The organism is Paenibacillus silagei (assembly GCF_017874735.1).
GTDB lineage: Bacteria > Bacillota > Bacilli > Paenibacillales > Paenibacillaceae > Paenibacillus_AQ > Paenibacillus_AQ silagei.
Window position 1 is genome coordinate 46,465 of sequence record NZ_JAGGLV010000007.1, and the last position, 17,199, is coordinate 63,663.

General features: G+C 54.4%; 17 protein-coding genes. 10 read left to right on the forward strand and 7 right to left on the reverse strand.

The window, feature by feature from the left end:
- The first annotated feature begins 10 nt into the window (after window positions 1-10).
- Both recG and J2Z70_RS12195 read left to right on the forward strand, forming a co-directional pair.
- On the forward strand, window positions 11-2,062 hold the full coding sequence (recG, locus tag J2Z70_RS12190; protein WP_209873118.1) for an ATP-dependent DNA helicase RecG: 2,052 nt from the start codon (window positions 11-13) through the stop codon (window positions 2,060-2,062).
- Between the two features lie 66 nt (window positions 2,063-2,128).
- Window positions 2,129-2,416 carry a stage VI sporulation protein F gene (locus J2Z70_RS12195; RefSeq protein WP_036729378.1) on the forward strand — a complete coding sequence of 96 codons (288 nt, stop codon included), beginning with the start codon at window positions 2,129-2,131 and terminating at the stop codon, window positions 2,414-2,416.
- A 114-nt stretch (window positions 2,417-2,530) separates the two neighbouring features.
- Here J2Z70_RS12195 and J2Z70_RS12200 read toward each other — a convergent pair whose 3' ends face one another.
- Both J2Z70_RS12200 and J2Z70_RS12205 read right to left on the reverse strand, forming a co-directional pair.
- The gene (locus J2Z70_RS12200; RefSeq protein WP_209873121.1) at window positions 2,531-3,403 is read right to left on the reverse strand and encodes a YitT family protein; all 873 of its coding nucleotides are present in this window, start codon (window positions 3,401-3,403) and stop codon (window positions 2,531-2,533) included.
- A gap of 61 nt (window positions 3,404-3,464) precedes the next feature.
- Window positions 3,465-3,839 (reverse strand): hypothetical protein, encoded by a 375-nt coding sequence (locus J2Z70_RS12205; RefSeq protein ID WP_209873123.1) that lies wholly within the window; start codon window positions 3,837-3,839, stop codon window positions 3,465-3,467.
- 264 nt (window positions 3,840-4,103) lie between these two features.
- Between J2Z70_RS12205 and J2Z70_RS12210 the strand changes: the two genes are divergently transcribed.
- On the forward strand, window positions 4,104-4,439 hold the full coding sequence (locus J2Z70_RS12210) for a DUF2500 domain-containing protein (protein ID WP_209873126.1): 336 nt from the start codon (window positions 4,104-4,106) through the stop codon (window positions 4,437-4,439).
- Between the two features lie 149 nt (window positions 4,440-4,588).
- Here the strand turns inward: J2Z70_RS12210 and J2Z70_RS12215 are convergent, their stop codons facing one another.
- The gene (locus J2Z70_RS12215) at window positions 4,589-5,524 is read right to left on the reverse strand and encodes a C40 family peptidase (protein WP_245368185.1); all 936 of its coding nucleotides are present in this window, start codon (window positions 5,522-5,524) and stop codon (window positions 4,589-4,591) included.
- A 326-nt stretch (window positions 5,525-5,850) separates the two neighbouring features.
- Here J2Z70_RS12215 and J2Z70_RS12220 point away from each other — a divergent pair, with 326 nt between their 5' ends.
- The 7 genes from J2Z70_RS12220 to J2Z70_RS12250 all read left to right on the forward strand — a co-directional run bounded on the left by J2Z70_RS12220 (window position 5,851) and on the right by J2Z70_RS12250 (window position 13,893).
- Window positions 5,851-6,927, forward strand: coding sequence for an ABC transporter substrate-binding protein (locus J2Z70_RS12220; RefSeq protein ID WP_209873128.1), 1,077 nt, complete (start codon window positions 5,851-5,853; stop codon window positions 6,925-6,927).
- Between the two features lie 69 nt (window positions 6,928-6,996).
- Complete coding sequence (locus tag J2Z70_RS12225; protein ID WP_209873131.1) at window positions 6,997-7,926, forward strand: ABC transporter permease; 930 nt, start codon at window positions 6,997-6,999, stop codon at window positions 7,924-7,926.
- Window positions 7,913-8,707 carry an ABC transporter ATP-binding protein gene (locus tag J2Z70_RS12230; protein WP_036729366.1) on the forward strand — a complete coding sequence of 265 codons (795 nt, stop codon included), beginning with the start codon at window positions 7,913-7,915 and terminating at the stop codon, window positions 8,705-8,707. The genes J2Z70_RS12225 and J2Z70_RS12230 overlap by 14 nt, the downstream gene beginning before the upstream one ends.
- Window positions 8,708-8,883: 176 nt before the next feature.
- Window positions 8,884-9,675: an SDR family oxidoreductase gene (locus J2Z70_RS12235; RefSeq protein ID WP_209873133.1), complete on the forward strand. Its 792-nt coding sequence runs from the start codon at window positions 8,884-8,886 to the stop codon at window positions 9,673-9,675.
- Window positions 9,676-9,915: 240 nt separating this feature from the next.
- A complete protein-coding gene (locus J2Z70_RS12240; protein WP_036730147.1) occupies window positions 9,916-10,638 on the forward strand; it encodes an MgtC/SapB family protein in 723 nt (240 codons plus the stop codon).
- Window positions 10,639-10,720: 82 nt separating this feature from the next.
- Entirely contained in the window at window positions 10,721-11,716 is a 996-nt protein-coding gene (locus J2Z70_RS12245; RefSeq protein WP_036729359.1) for an aldose 1-epimerase, read from the forward strand.
- Window positions 11,717-12,183: 467 nt separating this feature from the next.
- Window positions 12,184-13,893 carry an LTA synthase family protein gene (locus J2Z70_RS12250; protein WP_209873134.1) on the forward strand — a complete coding sequence of 570 codons (1,710 nt, stop codon included), beginning with the start codon at window positions 12,184-12,186 and terminating at the stop codon, window positions 13,891-13,893.
- A 16-nt stretch (window positions 13,894-13,909) separates the two neighbouring features.
- Here J2Z70_RS12250 and J2Z70_RS12255 read toward each other — a convergent pair whose 3' ends face one another.
- From J2Z70_RS12255 to J2Z70_RS12270, 4 genes are all read right to left on the reverse strand, one after another.
- Window positions 13,910-14,911 (reverse strand): hypothetical protein, encoded by a 1,002-nt coding sequence (locus J2Z70_RS12255; RefSeq protein WP_209873136.1) that lies wholly within the window; start codon window positions 14,909-14,911, stop codon window positions 13,910-13,912.
- Window positions 14,908-15,915 carry a hypothetical protein gene (locus J2Z70_RS12260; RefSeq protein WP_245368186.1) on the reverse strand — a complete coding sequence of 336 codons (1,008 nt, stop codon included), beginning with the start codon at window positions 15,913-15,915 and terminating at the stop codon, window positions 14,908-14,910. The genes J2Z70_RS12255 and J2Z70_RS12260 overlap by 4 nt, the downstream gene beginning before the upstream one ends.
- The gene (locus J2Z70_RS12265; RefSeq protein ID WP_209873138.1) at window positions 15,912-16,826 is read right to left on the reverse strand and encodes a helix-turn-helix transcriptional regulator; all 915 of its coding nucleotides are present in this window, start codon (window positions 16,824-16,826) and stop codon (window positions 15,912-15,914) included. The genes J2Z70_RS12260 and J2Z70_RS12265 overlap by 4 nt, the downstream gene beginning before the upstream one ends.
- A 140-nt stretch (window positions 16,827-16,966) precedes the next feature.
- Entirely contained in the window at window positions 16,967-17,155 is a 189-nt protein-coding gene (locus J2Z70_RS12270) for a hypothetical protein (RefSeq protein WP_036729349.1), read from the reverse strand.
- Between the last annotated feature and the right edge of the window lie 44 nt (window positions 17,156-17,199).

Below are 17,199 nucleotides of genomic sequence, written 5' to 3' on the forward strand. Positions count from 1 at the left end.
GGGGATGAACATGGTGCTTACTTTGGATTCAATTCAAGTGAAACAAATAACTGGCGTGAGCGCTCAAAAGCAAAGTGAGCTTCACGCCTTTGGCGTCTTTACAGTGAAGGACTTGCTGGAGTATTACCCTTTCCGGTATGAGGATTTCCGTCCGAAATCTCTCAGTGAGGTCAAACACGGCGATAAGGCAACCGTGGTAGCCAAGGTCATCGGTATTCCGGTACTCCAGCGCTTCGGAGGCAAGTCCCGCATGAGCTGCAAGATGGTGGCGGAGCCGTGGATGTTCACTGCTACGTGGTTCAACCAGCATTATGCGCGTGAACAACTGACGGTCGGCCGTGAAGTGGTGCTGACGGGGAAGTGGGACCAGAAGCGCAATCAGATTACGGTGACCAACTATGAATTCCCGGACCGCGGGGAAGGCAAGACAGGGACGCTGCAGCCGGTATACTCCGTCGGGGGCAAAATTACACAGTCCTGGATTCGCAGAATTATCGGCCAGGCTCTACAGCAGTACGGGGACCTGATCCCGGAGATTCTGCCGCACAGCATTATGCGCAAATATGACTTCATGTCACGCAAGCGGGCCATTGCCACGATCCATCAGCCGGAGGATACGCGCGAGGGCCAGCAGGGAAGGCGCCGGATGGTGTATGAGGAGCTGTTTCTGTTCCAGCTCAAGGTACAAGCCTTCCGCGTGCTGAACCGTGGCCGGATGGATGGTGTAGTTCATACGGTGGACAATGCAACAGTAAGGCAATTCGTGCGCAGCCTGCCGTTTGAGCTGACCGATGCCCAGAAGCATGTAGAGCTGGAGATTCTGCAGGATATGCGTTCAGGGCATTGCATGAACCGGCTGCTTCAAGGCGATGTGGGCTCCGGCAAAACTGTACTCGCGGCCATAGCGCTCTACGCGACTGTAAGATCCGGATTTCAGGGTGCGCTGATGGTCCCGACTGAAATCCTGGCAGAGCAGCATATGCGCTCGCTCACGAGGATGTTCGAACCGTTCGGCATCACCGTGGGCTTGCTGACCGGGAGCGTATCCGGCCGCAAACGGAAGGACCTGCTGGCCTCTCTACAGATGGGTATGCTGGATGTGGTTGTCGGAACCCATGCGCTGATTCAGGAGGATGTCTTTTTCCGCAGCCTGGGGCTTGTGGTTACGGATGAGCAGCACCGCTTCGGGGTGAACCAGCGCAGTGTTCTGCGGCGCAAGGGGTACAACCCGGATGTGCTGACGATGACCGCTACTCCGATTCCGCGGACGCTGGCGATCACCGTCTTTGGCGATATGGATGTGTCTACGCTGTCCGAACGGCCGAAGGGGCGTGTGCCGATCACCACCTACTGGGTGAAGCCGGATCTGATGGAGCGGGTGATGAACCTGATCAGCCGCGAGATCGGGCAGGGGCGGCAAGCTTACCTGATCTGTCCGCTGATTGAGGAGTCGGAGAAGCTGGATGTGCAAAATGCGATTGATCTGCATGTGCAGATGTCGCAGGCTTTTCCGGACTATAAGGTGGGCTTGCTTCACGGGAGAATGACGCCGTCTGAGAAGGATGAAGTAATGCGGAGCTTCTACAGTAACGAACTGCAGCTTCTGGTGTCTACAACGGTCGTAGAGGTCGGTGTCGATGTCCCGAATGCTACGCTGATGATCATCATGGATGCTGACCGCTTCGGGCTATCTCAGCTGCATCAGCTGCGCGGCCGGGTCGGCAGAGGGGAGCATGCTTCCTACTGTGTGCTGATGGCTGATCCGAAGTCGGAGATCGGGCGTGAACGGATGACCGCGATGACAGATACGGATGACGGATTCGAGGTATCACGACGGGATCTGGAGCTGCGGGGACCGGGGGATTTCTTCGGGACGAAGCAGAGCGGCCTGCCGGAATTCCGGCTGGCGGATATGACCGCTGACTTCGAGACGCTGGAGCTGGCGCGCGATGATGCCGCTGAGCTGCTGCGGGAGGCTTCATTCTGGACCTCTGCGGATGTTGCGCCGCTGCGCGGGTATTTGCAGCAGGAACAAATTTTCCAGGGGGATTTAATTGACTGAACAGGCACATCCGGGCACCTGCCTTCATATACTGTGAATGATTGGATATGACAGGAGGTGCTGTACTTGGGTTATCAGCAATATGGAATCAGTCCGCAGCTGGTGGATCGCATCAAGCTGAAAATGAAGAATCCGGCGGTCAAGGAGCGCGTCAAGAATATGATTACCGGCATCTCCAAACAGGAGCTGCAGGATACAGCAGTCGTGCGCAAGCTGGTGCGTAATGCCTCGTCGGTGATGCATGAGAAGCTGACGAACGCACAGGAAGAGCAAATTGTGAAATTCGTCATTGCCCAAAAGATTGATCCGAACAATACGTTTCACTTAATCCGCTTATGGGGGATGTTCCGCTGACAAATAGCGGGCTTCAGGAAGCTCCGATAGGCTTGTAATCCAAAAAGCGTTCCCGTAAGTAACATACGGGAACGCTTTTTACTTGTTCTTCGCCATCCTTGAAGGCTATTCGGCTTAGCCCGGCGGCTTATTGCGGAAAAGCGCTGAGATGCGGTTGTTCCGCGCGGCATTGATCACAATCTTACTATCCTGATCACAGTCATGCACGATAGAGGCGAGCTGTTCTTCCTCCAGCCTGCTTGCCAGGCAGAAGACCGTACCAGGCTCGCCCTCCGGTCCTGTGGATCTTACGAGCTTCACCTCGCGGTCCAGCGACTGCTGGAGCTTGCGGCGGATCTCCTCGCATTTGCTGCTGGTAATAAAGACCGCCTGCGTGAGCGAGAGGTCCCTTAAGGAGAACCGCAGCGCTTCAAAGGCAAGCAGATACGCAATGATACTGTACATCGCCTGATCCCAGCCGAATAATGATCCGCCGTAGAGCAGGATGAGCATATTGAACAGCATAATCGGCATTTCAGCCGATTTGGGCGGCCCTCCGTTCAGCAGCCGGACGCTCTGCTTCTCGCTTCCGGCGGTCAGCCCTCCGAAGCGTACAGAGATGCCCAGGCCGAACCCGAGACATAGTCCCCCGGCAATAGCCGCGGGCAGCGGCTCGCTGATTGCCGCCGGGAAATGGTGCAAGGCCAGAGACCCTGCCGTCAGACAGATCAGGCCGAGCATCGTATACAAGGCAAAGCGGAGATTAATCTGCCTGCGCGACATCAGAATAAACGGAAGGTTAAACAGGAAAAGGAATAATCCAAGCCGCATTTCTGTCACATGGGACAGCAGGGCGGATAATCCGGCAATGCCGCCCGGAAGCAGCTTATGCGGCATCAGGAATAGCTCCAGACCCACGGCTGCAAGTAATCCTCCGCCAACAGTGGACAGCAGACGCAAGGTCTTGGAATAACGTAAGGGTGCAGCGTTTCTATATCTGACTTTCATAAGATTTCCTCCTTTCAGCAGGAAACCGGAATTTGTGTTGCGGATAACGGTGCTTGCAGCTTCATTCAGCGTACAGCCGTACTCCTACGAAATGTGAATTATATTTCAGCGGAAACAGCAGCAGCCGCTTCAGCAGAATGTAAATGAAGGGGAGCAGAGATACACAGAGCAGCAGCCCGGGAGGTCCGGACTCCAGCGTCAGCGGGTTCTCACGGGGAGCAAGCCGGACGGCCTGGGTGTCATAAATCTGCGTATGATGCACGCGCACTGGCTGGGCCAGCTTATGCTCATAGCGGTCCGGCCTTACAGAATGCATCTCAGGCTCTTGTTCATGCAGCATCTGGAGGGCCATGATCAGAAAAATCAGCAGCAGCACCGGAAGGAACACAGCCTTCAGCAGATCCAGCAGCGTCAGACGCGTCCAATCTCTCCTCATGAGAACACCCCCTTTTTTGTACATCGTACTTAAAGCATATCATAGGATCTTAGCAGGACCAAATATAATACGCTATTATTTCAAGGCCTGCGACTGCGGAATAACGAAGCCGGAGCTGCTACGCTGCGTATTCTCTAGTAAATTGAACTTTTTGTGAAAAAATTATCAGAAGGAGCGGTTAATTTGCATAATGCAGGCGTATTTAACGGTTTGTACCCGGCAGTTGCCAGCAGCCAGAGCGGATTTTTCACGGAGGGGCCATTCTTGTTAAAGCTTATTCTGCTGCTGATCGCGGGCTTTGTTACTTACACGATTTGGAGAGGGCTCAAGACCTGGATGACGAACCAGACCAGCCCTCTGCAATCAAGGGTAGTTACGGCTGTTGCCAAACGGACAGAGGTCTGGGGCGGAAGAGGGTATATGGGGACGCATACGAGTTATTATGTGACCTTTGAATTCCATAATGGCAGCCGCAGAGAGCTTGAAGTGAAGCCGAGGGCATATGCCATGATTGTAGAGGGGGACCGGGGGGAACTGTCATACCAGGGCAGCCGGTTCAAAGGGTTCGTGCGGGCAGGGATGCAGAGGGACAGCGGGTGATTGTTGAAGCGAACGGAGAATGCCTCCATGAAGAGCCGGGAGTAACCTTTGGAATAGCATTTATTTGCAGCAAAAAAAATGCAAGGAAGCGGACCGGTCGCTAAGTGAGCGAGCCCGGGCAAGCTGCCTTGCATTTATTGTGTCCTGTTCTAGAGCACGCGCTGCATGTGCAGAATTACGTTGCTCCAGTATCCGCTGTCCAGCTCACTGATCTGCACGCCGGGGTCACCCCAGGTGTGAATGAAATTCCCGCCGCCGATGTAGATACCGACATGACCGGGAACCGCGTCGCTCTCGAAACGTCCGGGTACGGTGAAGAAGATCAGATCGCCGGGCTCCAGCGAGCTGCGCGATACCCGTCTGCCGATATTGTCCTGATCTTTGGCCAGCCGGGGCAGATCCACCCCGAATTTCTGAAAGACATGGCGTGTAAAGGACGAGCAGTCGAAGCGCTTGGTCTCTTCATACGGTCCGGCACCGAAATCATAAGGTACACCGAGAAATTTTTTGGCATAAGAGACCAGCTCGCCCGTGTCCACATTCGATACACTCTGAATCCGCAGCGGCTTCGCAGCCTCCACCTTGGCGGAGTCCTCTGTATTCTCCCTGTCGGAAGGAGTCGCGATATTGATCTCGCCAGTAACGGGATTCCAGCCGACCTCAGTCTGCAGCAGCTTGGACAAGGCGGTGGGGGTGATATAGATTTGACCTTCGCGGCGGACGGGGACATCGGGAAGGGTGATTTTCTGGCCCAATGAGAACACCTGGCTGGAATCCGGCCGTAGCATATACATGACATCACTATAGCCAAGCTTGGTGTATCCGCCGCTTGCCGTGTCATCCTTCATCCGGAAGCCGATAGAGGCGACAGCCGGTTTGAGCGGAATCCAATACTTGCCTTCCTTGTCGGTAAAAGAATTCTTCTCATAATAGCTGCCTGCGAACGTTCCGGTTGGCGTCAGCGAGTTAACCTTGGGAGTGCTGTCCTTGCTGGTGTAGCTGCAGGCGGTTGTTCCGGCAATGGCGGTAACTAGGATGGCGGAGGATAGTATAATTTTGCTTGTACGCAGATTGATTATTGGCATGGGGCACGCTCCATCTTCAAACTTTAAGGTAAGTTTGTGCAGGACCGCTTTTTTTATGTGCTACGGGCCTTAGCAAACAATGTCAAGAGAAACCGCAGATTGTTGAAGCTAGGGGATACTCATTGTGCGTATTTTGTAAAATATGGACCTCACTTAAATGATTGACGGGAAATCAACCTACATATAATATATGTTTAATAGATTCGGGGAGCAGATGGGGACAGGGTGCGGGCCTTCGCTTTAATGCTTTTAAAGATGAAAGCGATAATGCTGGACCGCTAGCCCAGGTTCTCGCGCTGAACCCGTACAAGAAGAGGGGTAATCTGATGAAGACGAAGAAGATTTGGATGGGGCTAAGTATGGCCTTGATGCTCGTAGCTGCCGGTTGCGGCAACAATAATGCAGCAGTGAAGAATGACCCGGGCACCGGGAATGCCCCGGCCGCAGCGACGGAAGCTCCTGCCTCGGGTGCAGGCTCCGGCGATGCCAAGTCCTACAAGATTGCCATCTCGCAATATGTGGAGCATCCGTCACTGGACGCTACCCGTGAGGGATTCCTGGCTGCGCTGAAGGATGGCGGGATTGTCGAAGGGGAGAACCTGAAGGTAGATCTTCAGAACGCCCAGGCGGATCAAGCCAACAACCTGTCCATTGCCCAGAAGATTGCCGGCGACAAGAACGATCTGGTGCTGGGGATTGCAACGCCTTCGGCTCAGGCTGTCGTGCAGAATGTGAAGGACACTCCGATTCTGTTCGCTGCGGTAACCGACCCTCTTGATGCCAAGATTGTAAGTGATCTTGAGCATCCCGGAGGCAATGTGTCCGGCGTATCGGATACCAATCCGGAGTCCATTACCCGCCTGATGAACTTCATTGCGACGCAGTTCCCCAAGGTGAAGAAGCTGGGCCTGGTCATTAATGAAGGGGAGCCGAACGCTGTAGTGATGGCGGATATCGCCAAGGGCGAGCTGGACAAGCACGGGATTGAGCTGGTCAAGGCGGCGACTACCAACACTTCGGAAGTGAAGCAGGCTGCGGAATCGCTTGTAGGGCGTGTAGACGCACTGTACATTACTCTCGATAACTCCGTTGTCAGCGGCGTAGACTCGATTATTCAGACGGCTAACGCCAACAAGCTTCCGTTCTTCTCGGCAGACCGTGATACGGTGGAGAAGGGTGCTTTTGCTACGGTAGGCTTCAAATACTTTGATCATGGCTACCAGGTCGGCCAAATGGCGGTAGAAGTGCTTAAGAACGGGAAAAGTCCCGGCGATATGAAGGTAATCATGCAGGAGAAGCTGGACTTGGTCCTTAATCTCAAGGCAGCGGCAGCACAGGGAATTGAAGTGACTGATGCCATGAAGGCTGAAGTGGCTGACCCGGGCAATAATATTATTCAATAACCTACAGAGTTCATAAACAGGGTGCGTCCGAGCTGGGCGCCCTTTGCCGCTTGAGGGAGGAAGTCAGCAATGTATAATTCATTAATCGGGGCTCTGGAAATGGGCCTGCTCTACGCATTCATGGCACTTGGGGTGTATATAACCTTCCGTATTCTGGATTTCCCCGATCTGACGGTGGATGGAAGCTTCACAACCGGCGGCGCGATTGCCGCAGTGATGATCAGCAGCGGTTATTCTCCGCTATTGGCGACCTTGTGCGCAATGCTCGGCGGAATGGCGGCAGGAATGTGTACCGGTCTGCTCCATACCAAAGGTAAAATCAACGGGCTGTTGTCCGGGATTCTGATGATGATTGCCTTGTATTCGATCAATCTGCGGATTCTGGATAAGCCGAATGTCTCCCTGATGGGGGAGGATACGTTATTCAGCTCCATGAATCCGCTGCTGGTCATGCCTTTTATCGTCGTGCTGGTCAAAATCCTGATGGATCTGTTCCTGCGCACTGATCTGGGACTAGCCCTACGGGCTACCGGCGACAACTCGCGGATGATCCGCAGCTTCGGGGTGAACACGGATACAACAACCATTCTGGGGATCAGCCTGTCGAACGGGCTGGTGGCGCTCTCGGGTGCATTGATCGCCCAGTATTCTACCTTCGCCGATGCGTCGATGGGGATCGGGATGATTGTCATCGGCCTTGCGTCTGTGATTATCGGGGAAGCGATCTTCGGTGCGAAGAACGTCTTCCGGGCGACACTGGCTGTGCTGCTCGGCTCCATCGTGTACCGGATCGTTGTCGCTCTGGCACTCCGGGTATCTTGGCTTAAGGCTTCCGACCTCAAGCTGATCACCGCAATTATCGTCATTATTGCCCTCGTCTTCCCGTCGGTTCAGCGGTACGTGAAGCAGAAGAGCACGGCCCGCAGACGGACGGCAGAGCTTGCTGAACTGGCTCAGCGCAGCAAGCAGAGAGGAGGGGCCGCCAATGTTGAAGCTTGACAATGTATGTAAGCTGTTCAACCCCGGCTCGCCGGATGAGAAGGTCGCGCTGCTGGGGATCGATCTTGAACTGAACGCGGGCGATTTCGTAACGATTATCGGCAGTAACGGTGCCGGCAAATCTACACTGATGAATATTATCTCAGGCGTGATGAAGCCCGATCTGGGGGAAGCGCGTATTGAAGGCAGCTCGATCAGCCATCTGGCGGAATACCAGCGCGCACGCTGGATCGGCCGGGTCTTCCAGGACCCGATGGCCGGGACTGCGCCGCATATGACGATTGAGGAGAACCTGGCTATGGCCTACAAGCGGGGCAAGCCCCGCGGGCTGTCCTTGGGTGTTAATACGCACAGACGTACGCTGTTCCGCGAACAGCTCAGCCGCCTGGGCATCGGCCTAGAGGACCGGCTGCGGGCCAAGGTGGGGCTGCTCTCAGGAGGCGAGCGGCAGGCGCTGAGCCTGCTGATGGCGACCTTCACCCAGCCTCAGATTCTGCTGCTGGATGAGCATACGGCTGCGCTGGACCCTTCGCGTGCCGAGCTGATCACTACCCTAACGGAATCTATTGTCCGTGAGATGAAGCTGACTACACTGATGGTTACCCATAACATGGATCAGGCGATCCGGCTGGGCAACCGGCTCATCATGATGGATAAAGGCTCGATCATCCTCGATTTCGATGAGACGCGCAAAAAGGATCTTACGGTAGAGCGTCTGCTTGGCGAATTCGAAGCGATCAGCGGACATAAGCTGGCTGACGACCGGATGATGCTGGGCTGATTCAGAATCATCATTCCTGAGCTTCATGGCTTGATCTGCCGCCGGTTTATCCGGCAGCGGGTCAAGCTTTTTGCCATTTCAGGTGCGCTGGTCCGATTCATATCCGGGTATGAGAGGTAAAGTTAAGGGAAAGAACTTGACTTGAACATCAAACACCAATGGAGGCGACTGCACATATGACTGCGAACAAACTGGAAGGCAAGGTAGCGATTGTTACAGGAGGCGGCTCGGGCATCGGCCGGGCATCTGTGCTGGAGTTCGCCAGAAGCGGGGCCAAGGTGGCCCTTCTGGACCGGACGGTAGAGAATGCGGAGAAGGTGGCCGCTCAGATCAAGCAGGAGGGCGGCGTGGCCGCTGTATTCGAATGTGATATTGCCGAGCCGCAGCAGGTGGAGCATGCCGTGAAGGAGGTTGTCAAGAAGTATGGACAACTGGATATCGTGTTCGCCAATGCCGGAATCAACGGGGCCATGACACCGATTGAGACGATGGACATCGAGTCCTGGGATCAGACGATTCAGATTAATCTGCGGGGCACCTTCGCCACCGTCAAGTATGCGATTCCCCATCTCAAAGAGAAGGGCGGCAGTATTCTGATCAACAGCTCGATCAACGGTAACCGGGTATTCTCCAATGTCGGGTTCTCTGCCTATAGTACGACCAAGGCGGGGCAGGTGGCCTTTATGAAGATGGCTGCGCTTGAGCTGGCCCAGTACAAGATTCGTGTAAACGCTATCTGTCCGGGAGCAATTACCACGAATATCGATGATAATACCTATCCTTCGGATGATCTCAAGGAAGTGCAGATTGAAGTAGAATTCCCGGATGGCGGGCAGCCGCTGGAGAAGGGGCCGGGGCGTCCGGATCAGGTGGCCAAGCTGGCGCTGTTCCTCGCTTCTGAGGATTCGGATCACATTACGGGCACGGAAATCTACTGTGACGGAGCGGAATCTCTCCTCCACGGCTAATCCTTCTATAAGTCACTCATCGCTCATAGGATGGGATAAGTGAAGTCTTCTCTGAAGCGGACGATGTTCCTTGCCGGAGCCTTAGGCAGTACTGCCTGAAGCTCCCGGTTAGCGGGGATAGGCGTCCGTTTCTTGTTTTGACCGGGCAGCAGAAAATTTCAGTAAAAGTTGCAGCGCATTTCAGGTATACTGATTCTATGTGCCATGACGGGCGAGGAAGGAGGAAAATAAATTATGAATATGGACCTGCTGCATATGGAATCAATCATCAAGCTGCTTGTGGCCATGCTGTTCGGGCTGTTCATCGGCATTGACCGCCAATTGAAACAGAAACCGCTGGGAATCCGGACCAGTATGGTCATCAGTATCGCCAGCTGTCTGGTAACTCTGGTATCTATTCATGCGTATGACAAATTCGGCGGACCGGATCATCCCAATATGGACCCGATGCGTCTGGCGGCGCAGATTGTCAGCGGTATCGGTTTTTTGGGAGCGGGTGTTATTCTGCGCAGAGGCGGAGATGCGATCTCCGGCTTAACCTCGGCCGCGCTGATCTGGACGGCATCCGGTATCGGAATTGCAGTTGGCGCAGGCTTTTATGTAGAGGCGGGTTATGCGGTTATACTGCTTATGTTCGCGGTTAACGCTGTGCCTCTGCTTATCAAAGCCATCGGACCTGAAGTGCTGAACAAGCACGAGATCTCCATCAAAATCATTATGGAACCGAACTATATCCTGACGGATGTGATTCAGAAGATTGAGCAGCGGCATGTCATGACCGACCAGCGCAAAACGCGCAAAACCGGCCGGACCATCCGGCGAATGAAGATCAAGGATCTTGAGGATGGCAGGCAGATGATCGACATGGTCGTTTCTGCGCCAGACAAGGATTATGCTACGGAAATCTATTATGATGTGAAAAAAATCGAGCATGTCATGAGTGTCGAAGTCGAGCAGCTGTAAAAATGGCATGTTGCCATTCCGGCAGATGTGGTACTCTATCTATGAGAGAGTCATTTTGATCATATGGAAGGGGATTATTGTAATGACACCGATTACAGCATTTGAAGGACACTATGAGGGAGAAGCCGCTGTCTGGCTGAAGGCCGGCCGTTATGAAGCGGCTATTCTGCCGGGCATCGGCGGGAATCTGATCTGCTTCCGGGATACTGAGAGCGGTTACCGTTTCTTGCATGAGCCTGGCGCGGAAGAGATGGAAGCGTTCAAGGCGAACCCGGGTATTCACGGTATTCCTGTACTGTTTCCGCCGAACCGCTATGAGGATGGAGAGTTCCCGTGGAATGGACAGACCTATCATTTGCCTGTCAATGAAGCCAAAACCGGCAATCATCTGCATGGCTTCCTACATACAGCAGCATGGGAGGTAGAGGAATTCGGCACCGGCACAAGCGAAAGCTTCGTCACTGTAGCGATCAAGGTGGATGAGAACCATCCGTCCTATCAATATCTGCCGTTCAAATATACGATCAAGCTGCGCTACACGCTCGGTGAAGGCGGCCTGTCCCAGCAGCTGCTGGTCCACAATGACGGTGATGTGCTGATGCCTTGCCTGCTGGCGTTCCATACCGCTATTAATGCTCCGTTCGCCCCAGGCAGCAGCGCGCAGGATTACCGCGTCAAGGTGACTATCGGCGAGCGCTGGGAGCTGAGCAGCGACCGGATGCTGCCGACCGGCAAATTCCAGGAGCTGACTGCTGATGAGGTGGCTCTGCGCGGCGAAGGCGTGTATCCGTTCTATGCATCGATGGACAACCACTATACCGCAGCCGCCCAGAATGGACGGAACCGGATGGAGCTGACCGACCGCAAAGCCGGAGTTACGCTGGTGTATGATGTGGGTACCTCGTATAAGCAATGGATGATCTGGAACAACGGAGCAACCGAAGGCTTCTTCTGTCCTGAGCCGCAGATCAACCTGGTGAATGCGCCAAAGGTGGATCTGCCTGCTGATGACATCGGCTTGTTCGGGCTGGAGCCTGGGGAATATTGGGAGGAGAGCAGCCGGATATACGTGAAGTAGGGGGTCTTGAAGCGATAAAACCCTCTCAGGGGTTATCCGTGGCTGCAAAGAAGGTTTGACTTCCGGCCGCTGTTAGGTTTGTATTTCCTGATTTAAACTGCTGTTCGCAGTAGAAATACAAACCTAAAGGCGAACGCTATCGCTCCTCCAGTTCAAACTTCTCTTCCGCCACTTCACCCTGAGTGTATATTACAAATTCAGTCTATCCCGCTGGGATGAGAATAGAAAAGAAAAGAGAAGAGCAGCGTCTGATGTATGGATGCTGCTCTTTTTTGTAGCGTTGTACTCATTTGGGAAATGAATTTTAAGGCGGTTTTAAGCTTAAAGGCGTATACTACTCCTTTAATAGTTAGGAGTGAATGAACTTGTCTCGGATATTGCCATCGAAGCGTTTGTTGTATTTGTTGATCATTTTACTGGCTATAGGATTTGGGCTGAATTTGTTTTTGCAGGCTGCTTCTTTTCGGATGGATGTGCTTCATGCGCTAAAGTGGGTTGGCGCTTATCCTTGGCTGTATTGTACCGGAAGTCTGTTTATTTTCTTCATCCTGCTCTTAAGCTCAGTGATTGTACCGAATGCGTATGCGGGGCCGGCGGTGGTCTCGGCGCTGTTCGTGCTGCTGGGAATTGCCAGTGATCAGAAGCTGGCTACGAGAGGTGAACCGCTGTTTCCGTGGGATCTGATGCTGCTGAAGAATGCCGAAGGAATGAGCAAGATTACCAGCGGGATGATCTCTCCGTTTGCTATAGGGACCGCTGTTCTGCTGGTTGCCGGTCTGGTCCTTGTGATTGTAAAGCTGCCGAAGAACCGGATCAGACTGTCCTTGCGCGTGACGCTGGCGGGGATCTCTGTGGGGCTAAGCACATGGTTTCTTGTGCTGGTCACCGGTCAATCTCCTGTGGTTGCAGCAATGAGCTATCAGAACATCTTCTGGAATCAGAAGGTGAATTATACGCAGAACGGGTTCGTCTATGCGTTCGCCGGGAATCTGCGGCAGAGCCTGATGGACAAGCCGGAGGGCTACACCCGCGAAGCGGTTGAGGCGGTAGCTGCCAAGTATTCGGCATTGCCGGAGGCGCCGGCACAGGCCGCGCCAGGGGAACAGCCGAACATTCTGTTTATGATGAATGAGGCGTTCTTCGACCCTACGCGCCTGCCCGGATATACGCTTAGCGAAGATCCGCTGAAGTTCATCCATGGGGTGGCGGGGCAGACGCCGTCCGGTTATTTGCTGTCCCCGGAATTCGGCGGCAATACGGCTAATGTGGAGTTCGAGGCCCTGACCGGGCTGTCGATGTATTTTCTGGGGGATGGAACGATTCCTTATCAGCAGCGCATCGTCAAAATGTCCTCCCTGCCGTCGATCGTCAGTATTCTGAAGGACAGAGGGTATGAGGCACTGGCGTTGCATCCGTTCGATGAGACCTTCTATAACCGGAACCGTGTCTATCCGGTGCTGGGGTTCGACCGCTTCACAAGTGAGAAGGATCTGCCGGACGCTGACCGCCTGACTCCAGAGGGGTATGTCTCGGATAAAGCAGCGGTACAGGAGGCGGTCCGGCAGCTTCAAGAGGCATCGGGCCCGGCATTCCTGCATCTGGTGACGATGCAGAATCATTTTCCATTCGTCAAAGGCGTGAACGGACCGAACACGATCACCGCCCAAGGCGGACTGCCGGAGCAGAAGGATGAGCTGGAGACTTATGTGCAGGATACCAAGCTGACAGACGAGGCCATGGCTTATCTCCAGCAGGAGCTGCTGAAGATCAAGCGGCCCACTATCGCGGTGTTCTGGGGAGATCATCTGCCTGCGCTCAGCGCCGGGATCTATACCGCAGCAGGCTGGGATCAGGAGCCAAGGCTGAAGCATGAGACGAAGCTGTTGGTACTCGCTAACTTTGAGATCGGGCAGGAGCCGCTCGGGACGCTTAGCCCGGCCTTTCTCGGCCCTGCGGTCTTCCGGTTATCCGGGCAGACGCTGCCGGCCTTTTATAAGCTGCTGGAGCAGGTACGGGCTGAAATTCCGGGACTTAGCAAGAAGGTGCTAATCGGGCCGGGCGATACCGGAACTCTGAAGGAGCTGACCCCTGAGCAGCAGGCGCTGCTGGCTGACTACCGTCTAGTCGAATATGATCTGCTCGAAGGGGAGAAATACGCGGAGTCTCTGATGTTCTGAGCACTCCGCCGTGGCCTTAGCGCAGCCCCACATCATGGAAGCGGTTCTCGATCGGCTCACGGAGCAGTATGCGGATGGACTGGATCGCTGCGGTCTCGATACGCTGTGCTTCCCGGAGGAGTGGAAGCAGAGAGTGGGCATCCAGCGAACATGGACCCTCTGGAGCTTGTACAGTCTGCTTGCATAGAGTGTGCGTTATTTGATTATAGACAGCAGCTAGAGCTGCATAATGCTCTGCAACGCCTTCTACTTCGGGCCAATACTGGCTGGCTTCCCTTGCGTAGGCCGCAGCGTCCTGCTTCATTCCTGCATAGAAGAGCAGCGTCTCATAGGCTCCGGCAGCATCATAGGTGTTGTCCGCCAAGGCTTCCAGCATAGCATCATAGGCCCGCAGGCCGCAGGCATATTGCGATTCCGGCAGCATCAGATCATGAACCTCTGCCTTGTACACCGCCTGGATGAAGGACTCTCTGAGCACCTGAACGATATCCTTGCGGATCTGGCCTTCATAGATTTGGCCATACCAATATGGCGATTCATTCCTTCCGAATTGCTCGTAAGGCAGCTCCAGTTCTGCGGCAGAAGCATTCTCTGTGTAATAGAAAAGCTGCCGTTCATCATCACAGCGGGTAATCACTATGAAACGGTCCTTCCAGCAGACCACACCGGTGCCTTGCTCAAGTGATCTGCGGATTTCTGAAATAGCCTGCTTCTGATAGAGAGGGAAGGTAGGGCTGAAGTTAAAGCCTGCACCCTGCATGGCGATAATACCAATCAGATCTGCTGCTACGCAATGTTCAGCCGCCCAGTTATATGCCGTAGCAGAATCCGGGTGAAGCTGCCTGTGTACCGACAGACGGAAACATAAGGCCGTCATTCCGGCCAGCATGGGCTTGGAGAGTGTGAACCAGCCTTTGGCCGACAGGACCTGGTGCATCGCATCTGCAAAAGAAGAAGCGAGCGGCACACGCGGCTGATCCGCAGCGGCTGAAGCGTGCTTATTATGATGTTCATTCATCGTGCGGTGTGTGCCCCCCATCTGGGCAGTGTGGACCGCTTCCGGTCCGGGTACTGCCCAGAAATTTTTGTAACCTGCTGCATCGCCCGTTCCTCCAGCTCTAAGGCCTTCTTCAAAGCAGAGCAGAGGGAGGGAAGCTGAACTTGCATTAGCAGCTTGCCGCTGTTCTTCTCAGAGATTGCAGCCGCGAACGGTCCCCTCAGACCCTCCACCAGCTTAGCATACAAGTGCTGAACCTCCTCCAGCCCCGGCAATACGGACTGAACCTCCTGCAGATAAGCGGAGATCTCGATCCGTGAAGTCATGTACGATTCAAGGATGTAAATAGCGCCATAGCTGTCGAATCCGCCCTGCTGAAGCGCCCGGATCAGGAAGCTGTAGGCCAGGCGGCCTGAACCGAGGCTTAAGTCAGGAAGTGTTTTGTGAGGAGTCTCCCAATCCTCCAGCGCAAGCCGAAGTGATTCAAGTACAGTATCCTGCAACGGAATCATCACCCGCTCTCCGACATACATACAGTCCCAGAAGGGCGTGAAGTTAAGGCCGAAGTTATCATACAGCACATATTGTGTCTCACCGGACCAGCCATCCTGTACATAGAACACCCGGTCATCCTCATCATAACCATGAATCACTCCGAATTCCGGTATCCAGTAGAGGCAGGCCAGACCGCGGTCCAGACTCTGCTTGACACAGTCAATAGCGATCCGTTGATACGCTCCGAAGGAATCATGTCTGGTTCTCCCGCCGTCATCCACCAAGAAGATCCCGAGGTTGTCGACAGCCCGGCGATGCTCTGTGCCCCACTGTCCGTAAGCCGTAACAGACATGGGGAGGAGCTTCTCATGTACGGTGAATTTGAAGGCCATGCCGCTTAGCCCGGAGAGCATGAATTTTGGACCCTCGAATAACCCGGCGGCAGTCAGTACGGCATAGAGCGCATCGGTAAAGGATTTCGATTCACGCTGCATCCGGACGTCAAGGATTACACCTGTTCGTTTGCTCAATGTTCATTCTCCTGTTCATCCAGGCGGCTCACTACTGTCTCACAGATGCTGCGGAGCTTCTCCTTCAGCCATTTGGGGGCCAGGAGGGCACTCCACTCCGAGTGGAGCAGATGTGCAATGAACGCGCTGGTATCATAAAAATCAACTTCGTAGATATCCTTGTCAGCGGCGCGAAGCTGGTAACCTCCCCAAGACGGCTCCCGGGGTATTCCGGGTAACCGGATTCTTGCCGTGAACGGCTTCAAGGGTCTGGCCTGCCCGGCTGGAGCTGCAGGGCCGTTCTCCCCGGCTATAAAAACCCTGCTGGTCAGTGTTAGCTCACGGATGCCCGACAGGTTGTAATACTCACTCCGCCCGTCTCCTTCCACAGCGGCCACAAGATAATCATCATCAATCCGCCGGCTTAGCTGTAGGGGACAAAGATACAGCTCCTGCGGGGGCTCCTGCCCGTTCCGGTAGAGAACATGGACCACCCTGCGTGTCTGGATAGCCTGCTCCAGCATCTCCATGACCTGCAGCCGGTGGGGATTCACTTCAAATACAGGCAGCTTAATCTCCCTGTCCGCAAGCGGCTGCGCCGTGAACCGCTCCAGCAGACCGCCCACCTTGCGGATAGTCTGGGCGTTCTCATAATCATAGTGACTATACCGGTAAGCCAGATATTTCAGCACCCGCTGCTCCTCGTCCGTAATGTACAGATGTGGGAGCACGAAGCTGTTGTCCTCATAGATATATCCGCGCTGCTTCGCTACATAGCGGAGCGGGGCCCGCAGCGATTCCGCCATGTATTCAATATCCCGCTGGGCCTGGCGCCTGGAAATCTCGAACTGCTCCGCCAGCTTGCTGCTGTTCGGATAATTAAGCTGGCGGACCTGCTGGTCAAACCACTGAATCCGGTGAATATGGCTCATGCTGCTCCCGCTCCTTTCTGTCAGCCTCCAGTATAGCTGGAGACGGTGCTTTAGACCAGCGTGAGCGTTCCTCTCAAAGAAACAAGGATGCTCCGGCATCCATGCACGAAGCATGAAGCTTGGAGCATCCTTGCGTCAATTTACTTGGTTGCTGCGTCCACTCTAACCTGCGTCGCTTTGTCGCAGCGCTTGCAGACCTTCAGGGCGCTGCCGTCGGATTTTATTTTGGTGTAGAGCAGCTTGATCCGGGTGGTCCCGCAGACCGGGCAGGTGCCGCGTCCACGGGAAGGAAGGGTCCAGAGTACCCGTCCGCGTTTGGTTTTTGACATTCTTGTAATCCTCGTTTCATTGAATTGATGGTACCTGTCCAGTA

What these genes read in the sequence shown, in the direction of transcription:
- J2Z70_RS12245 (WP_036729359.1), top strand. Translation starts at nt 10,721, where the DNA reads ATGACACCGATTACAGCATTTGAAGGACACTATGAGGGAGAAGCCGCT.
- J2Z70_RS12255 (WP_209873136.1), bottom strand. Translation starts at nt 14,911, where the DNA reads ATGAATGAACATCATAATAAGCACGCTTCAGCCGCTGCGGATCAGCCG.
- J2Z70_RS12225 (WP_209873131.1), top strand. Translation starts at nt 6,997, where the DNA reads ATGTATAATTCATTAATCGGGGCTCTGGAAATGGGCCTGCTCTACGCA.
- J2Z70_RS12220 (WP_209873128.1), top strand. Translation starts at nt 5,851, where the DNA reads ATGAAGACGAAGAAGATTTGGATGGGGCTAAGTATGGCCTTGATGCTC.
- J2Z70_RS12265 (WP_209873138.1), bottom strand. Translation starts at nt 16,826, where the DNA reads ATGAGCCATATTCACCGGATTCAGTGGTTTGACCAGCAGGTCCGCCAG.
- J2Z70_RS12240 (WP_036730147.1), top strand. Translation starts at nt 9,916, where the DNA reads ATGGACCTGCTGCATATGGAATCAATCATCAAGCTGCTTGTGGCCATG.
- J2Z70_RS12200 (WP_209873121.1), bottom strand. Translation starts at nt 3,403, where the DNA reads ATGAAAGTCAGATATAGAAACGCTGCACCCTTACGTTATTCCAAGACC.
- J2Z70_RS12270 (WP_036729349.1), bottom strand. Translation starts at nt 17,155, where the DNA reads ATGTCAAAAACCAAACGCGGACGGGTACTCTGGACCCTTCCTTCCCGT.
- J2Z70_RS12215 (WP_245368185.1), bottom strand. Translation starts at nt 5,524, where the DNA reads ATGCCAATAATCAATCTGCGTACAAGCAAAATTATACTATCCTCCGCC.
- J2Z70_RS12230 (WP_036729366.1), top strand. Translation starts at nt 7,913, where the DNA reads ATGTTGAAGCTTGACAATGTATGTAAGCTGTTCAACCCCGGCTCGCCG.
- J2Z70_RS12235 (WP_209873133.1), top strand. Translation starts at nt 8,884, where the DNA reads ATGACTGCGAACAAACTGGAAGGCAAGGTAGCGATTGTTACAGGAGGC.
- J2Z70_RS12205 (WP_209873123.1), bottom strand. Translation starts at nt 3,839, where the DNA reads ATGAGGAGAGATTGGACGCGTCTGACGCTGCTGGATCTGCTGAAGGCT.
- J2Z70_RS12250 (WP_209873134.1), top strand. Translation starts at nt 12,184, where the DNA reads ATGGATGTGCTTCATGCGCTAAAGTGGGTTGGCGCTTATCCTTGGCTG.
- recG (WP_209873118.1), top strand. Translation starts at nt 11, where the DNA reads ATGGTGCTTACTTTGGATTCAATTCAAGTGAAACAAATAACTGGCGTG.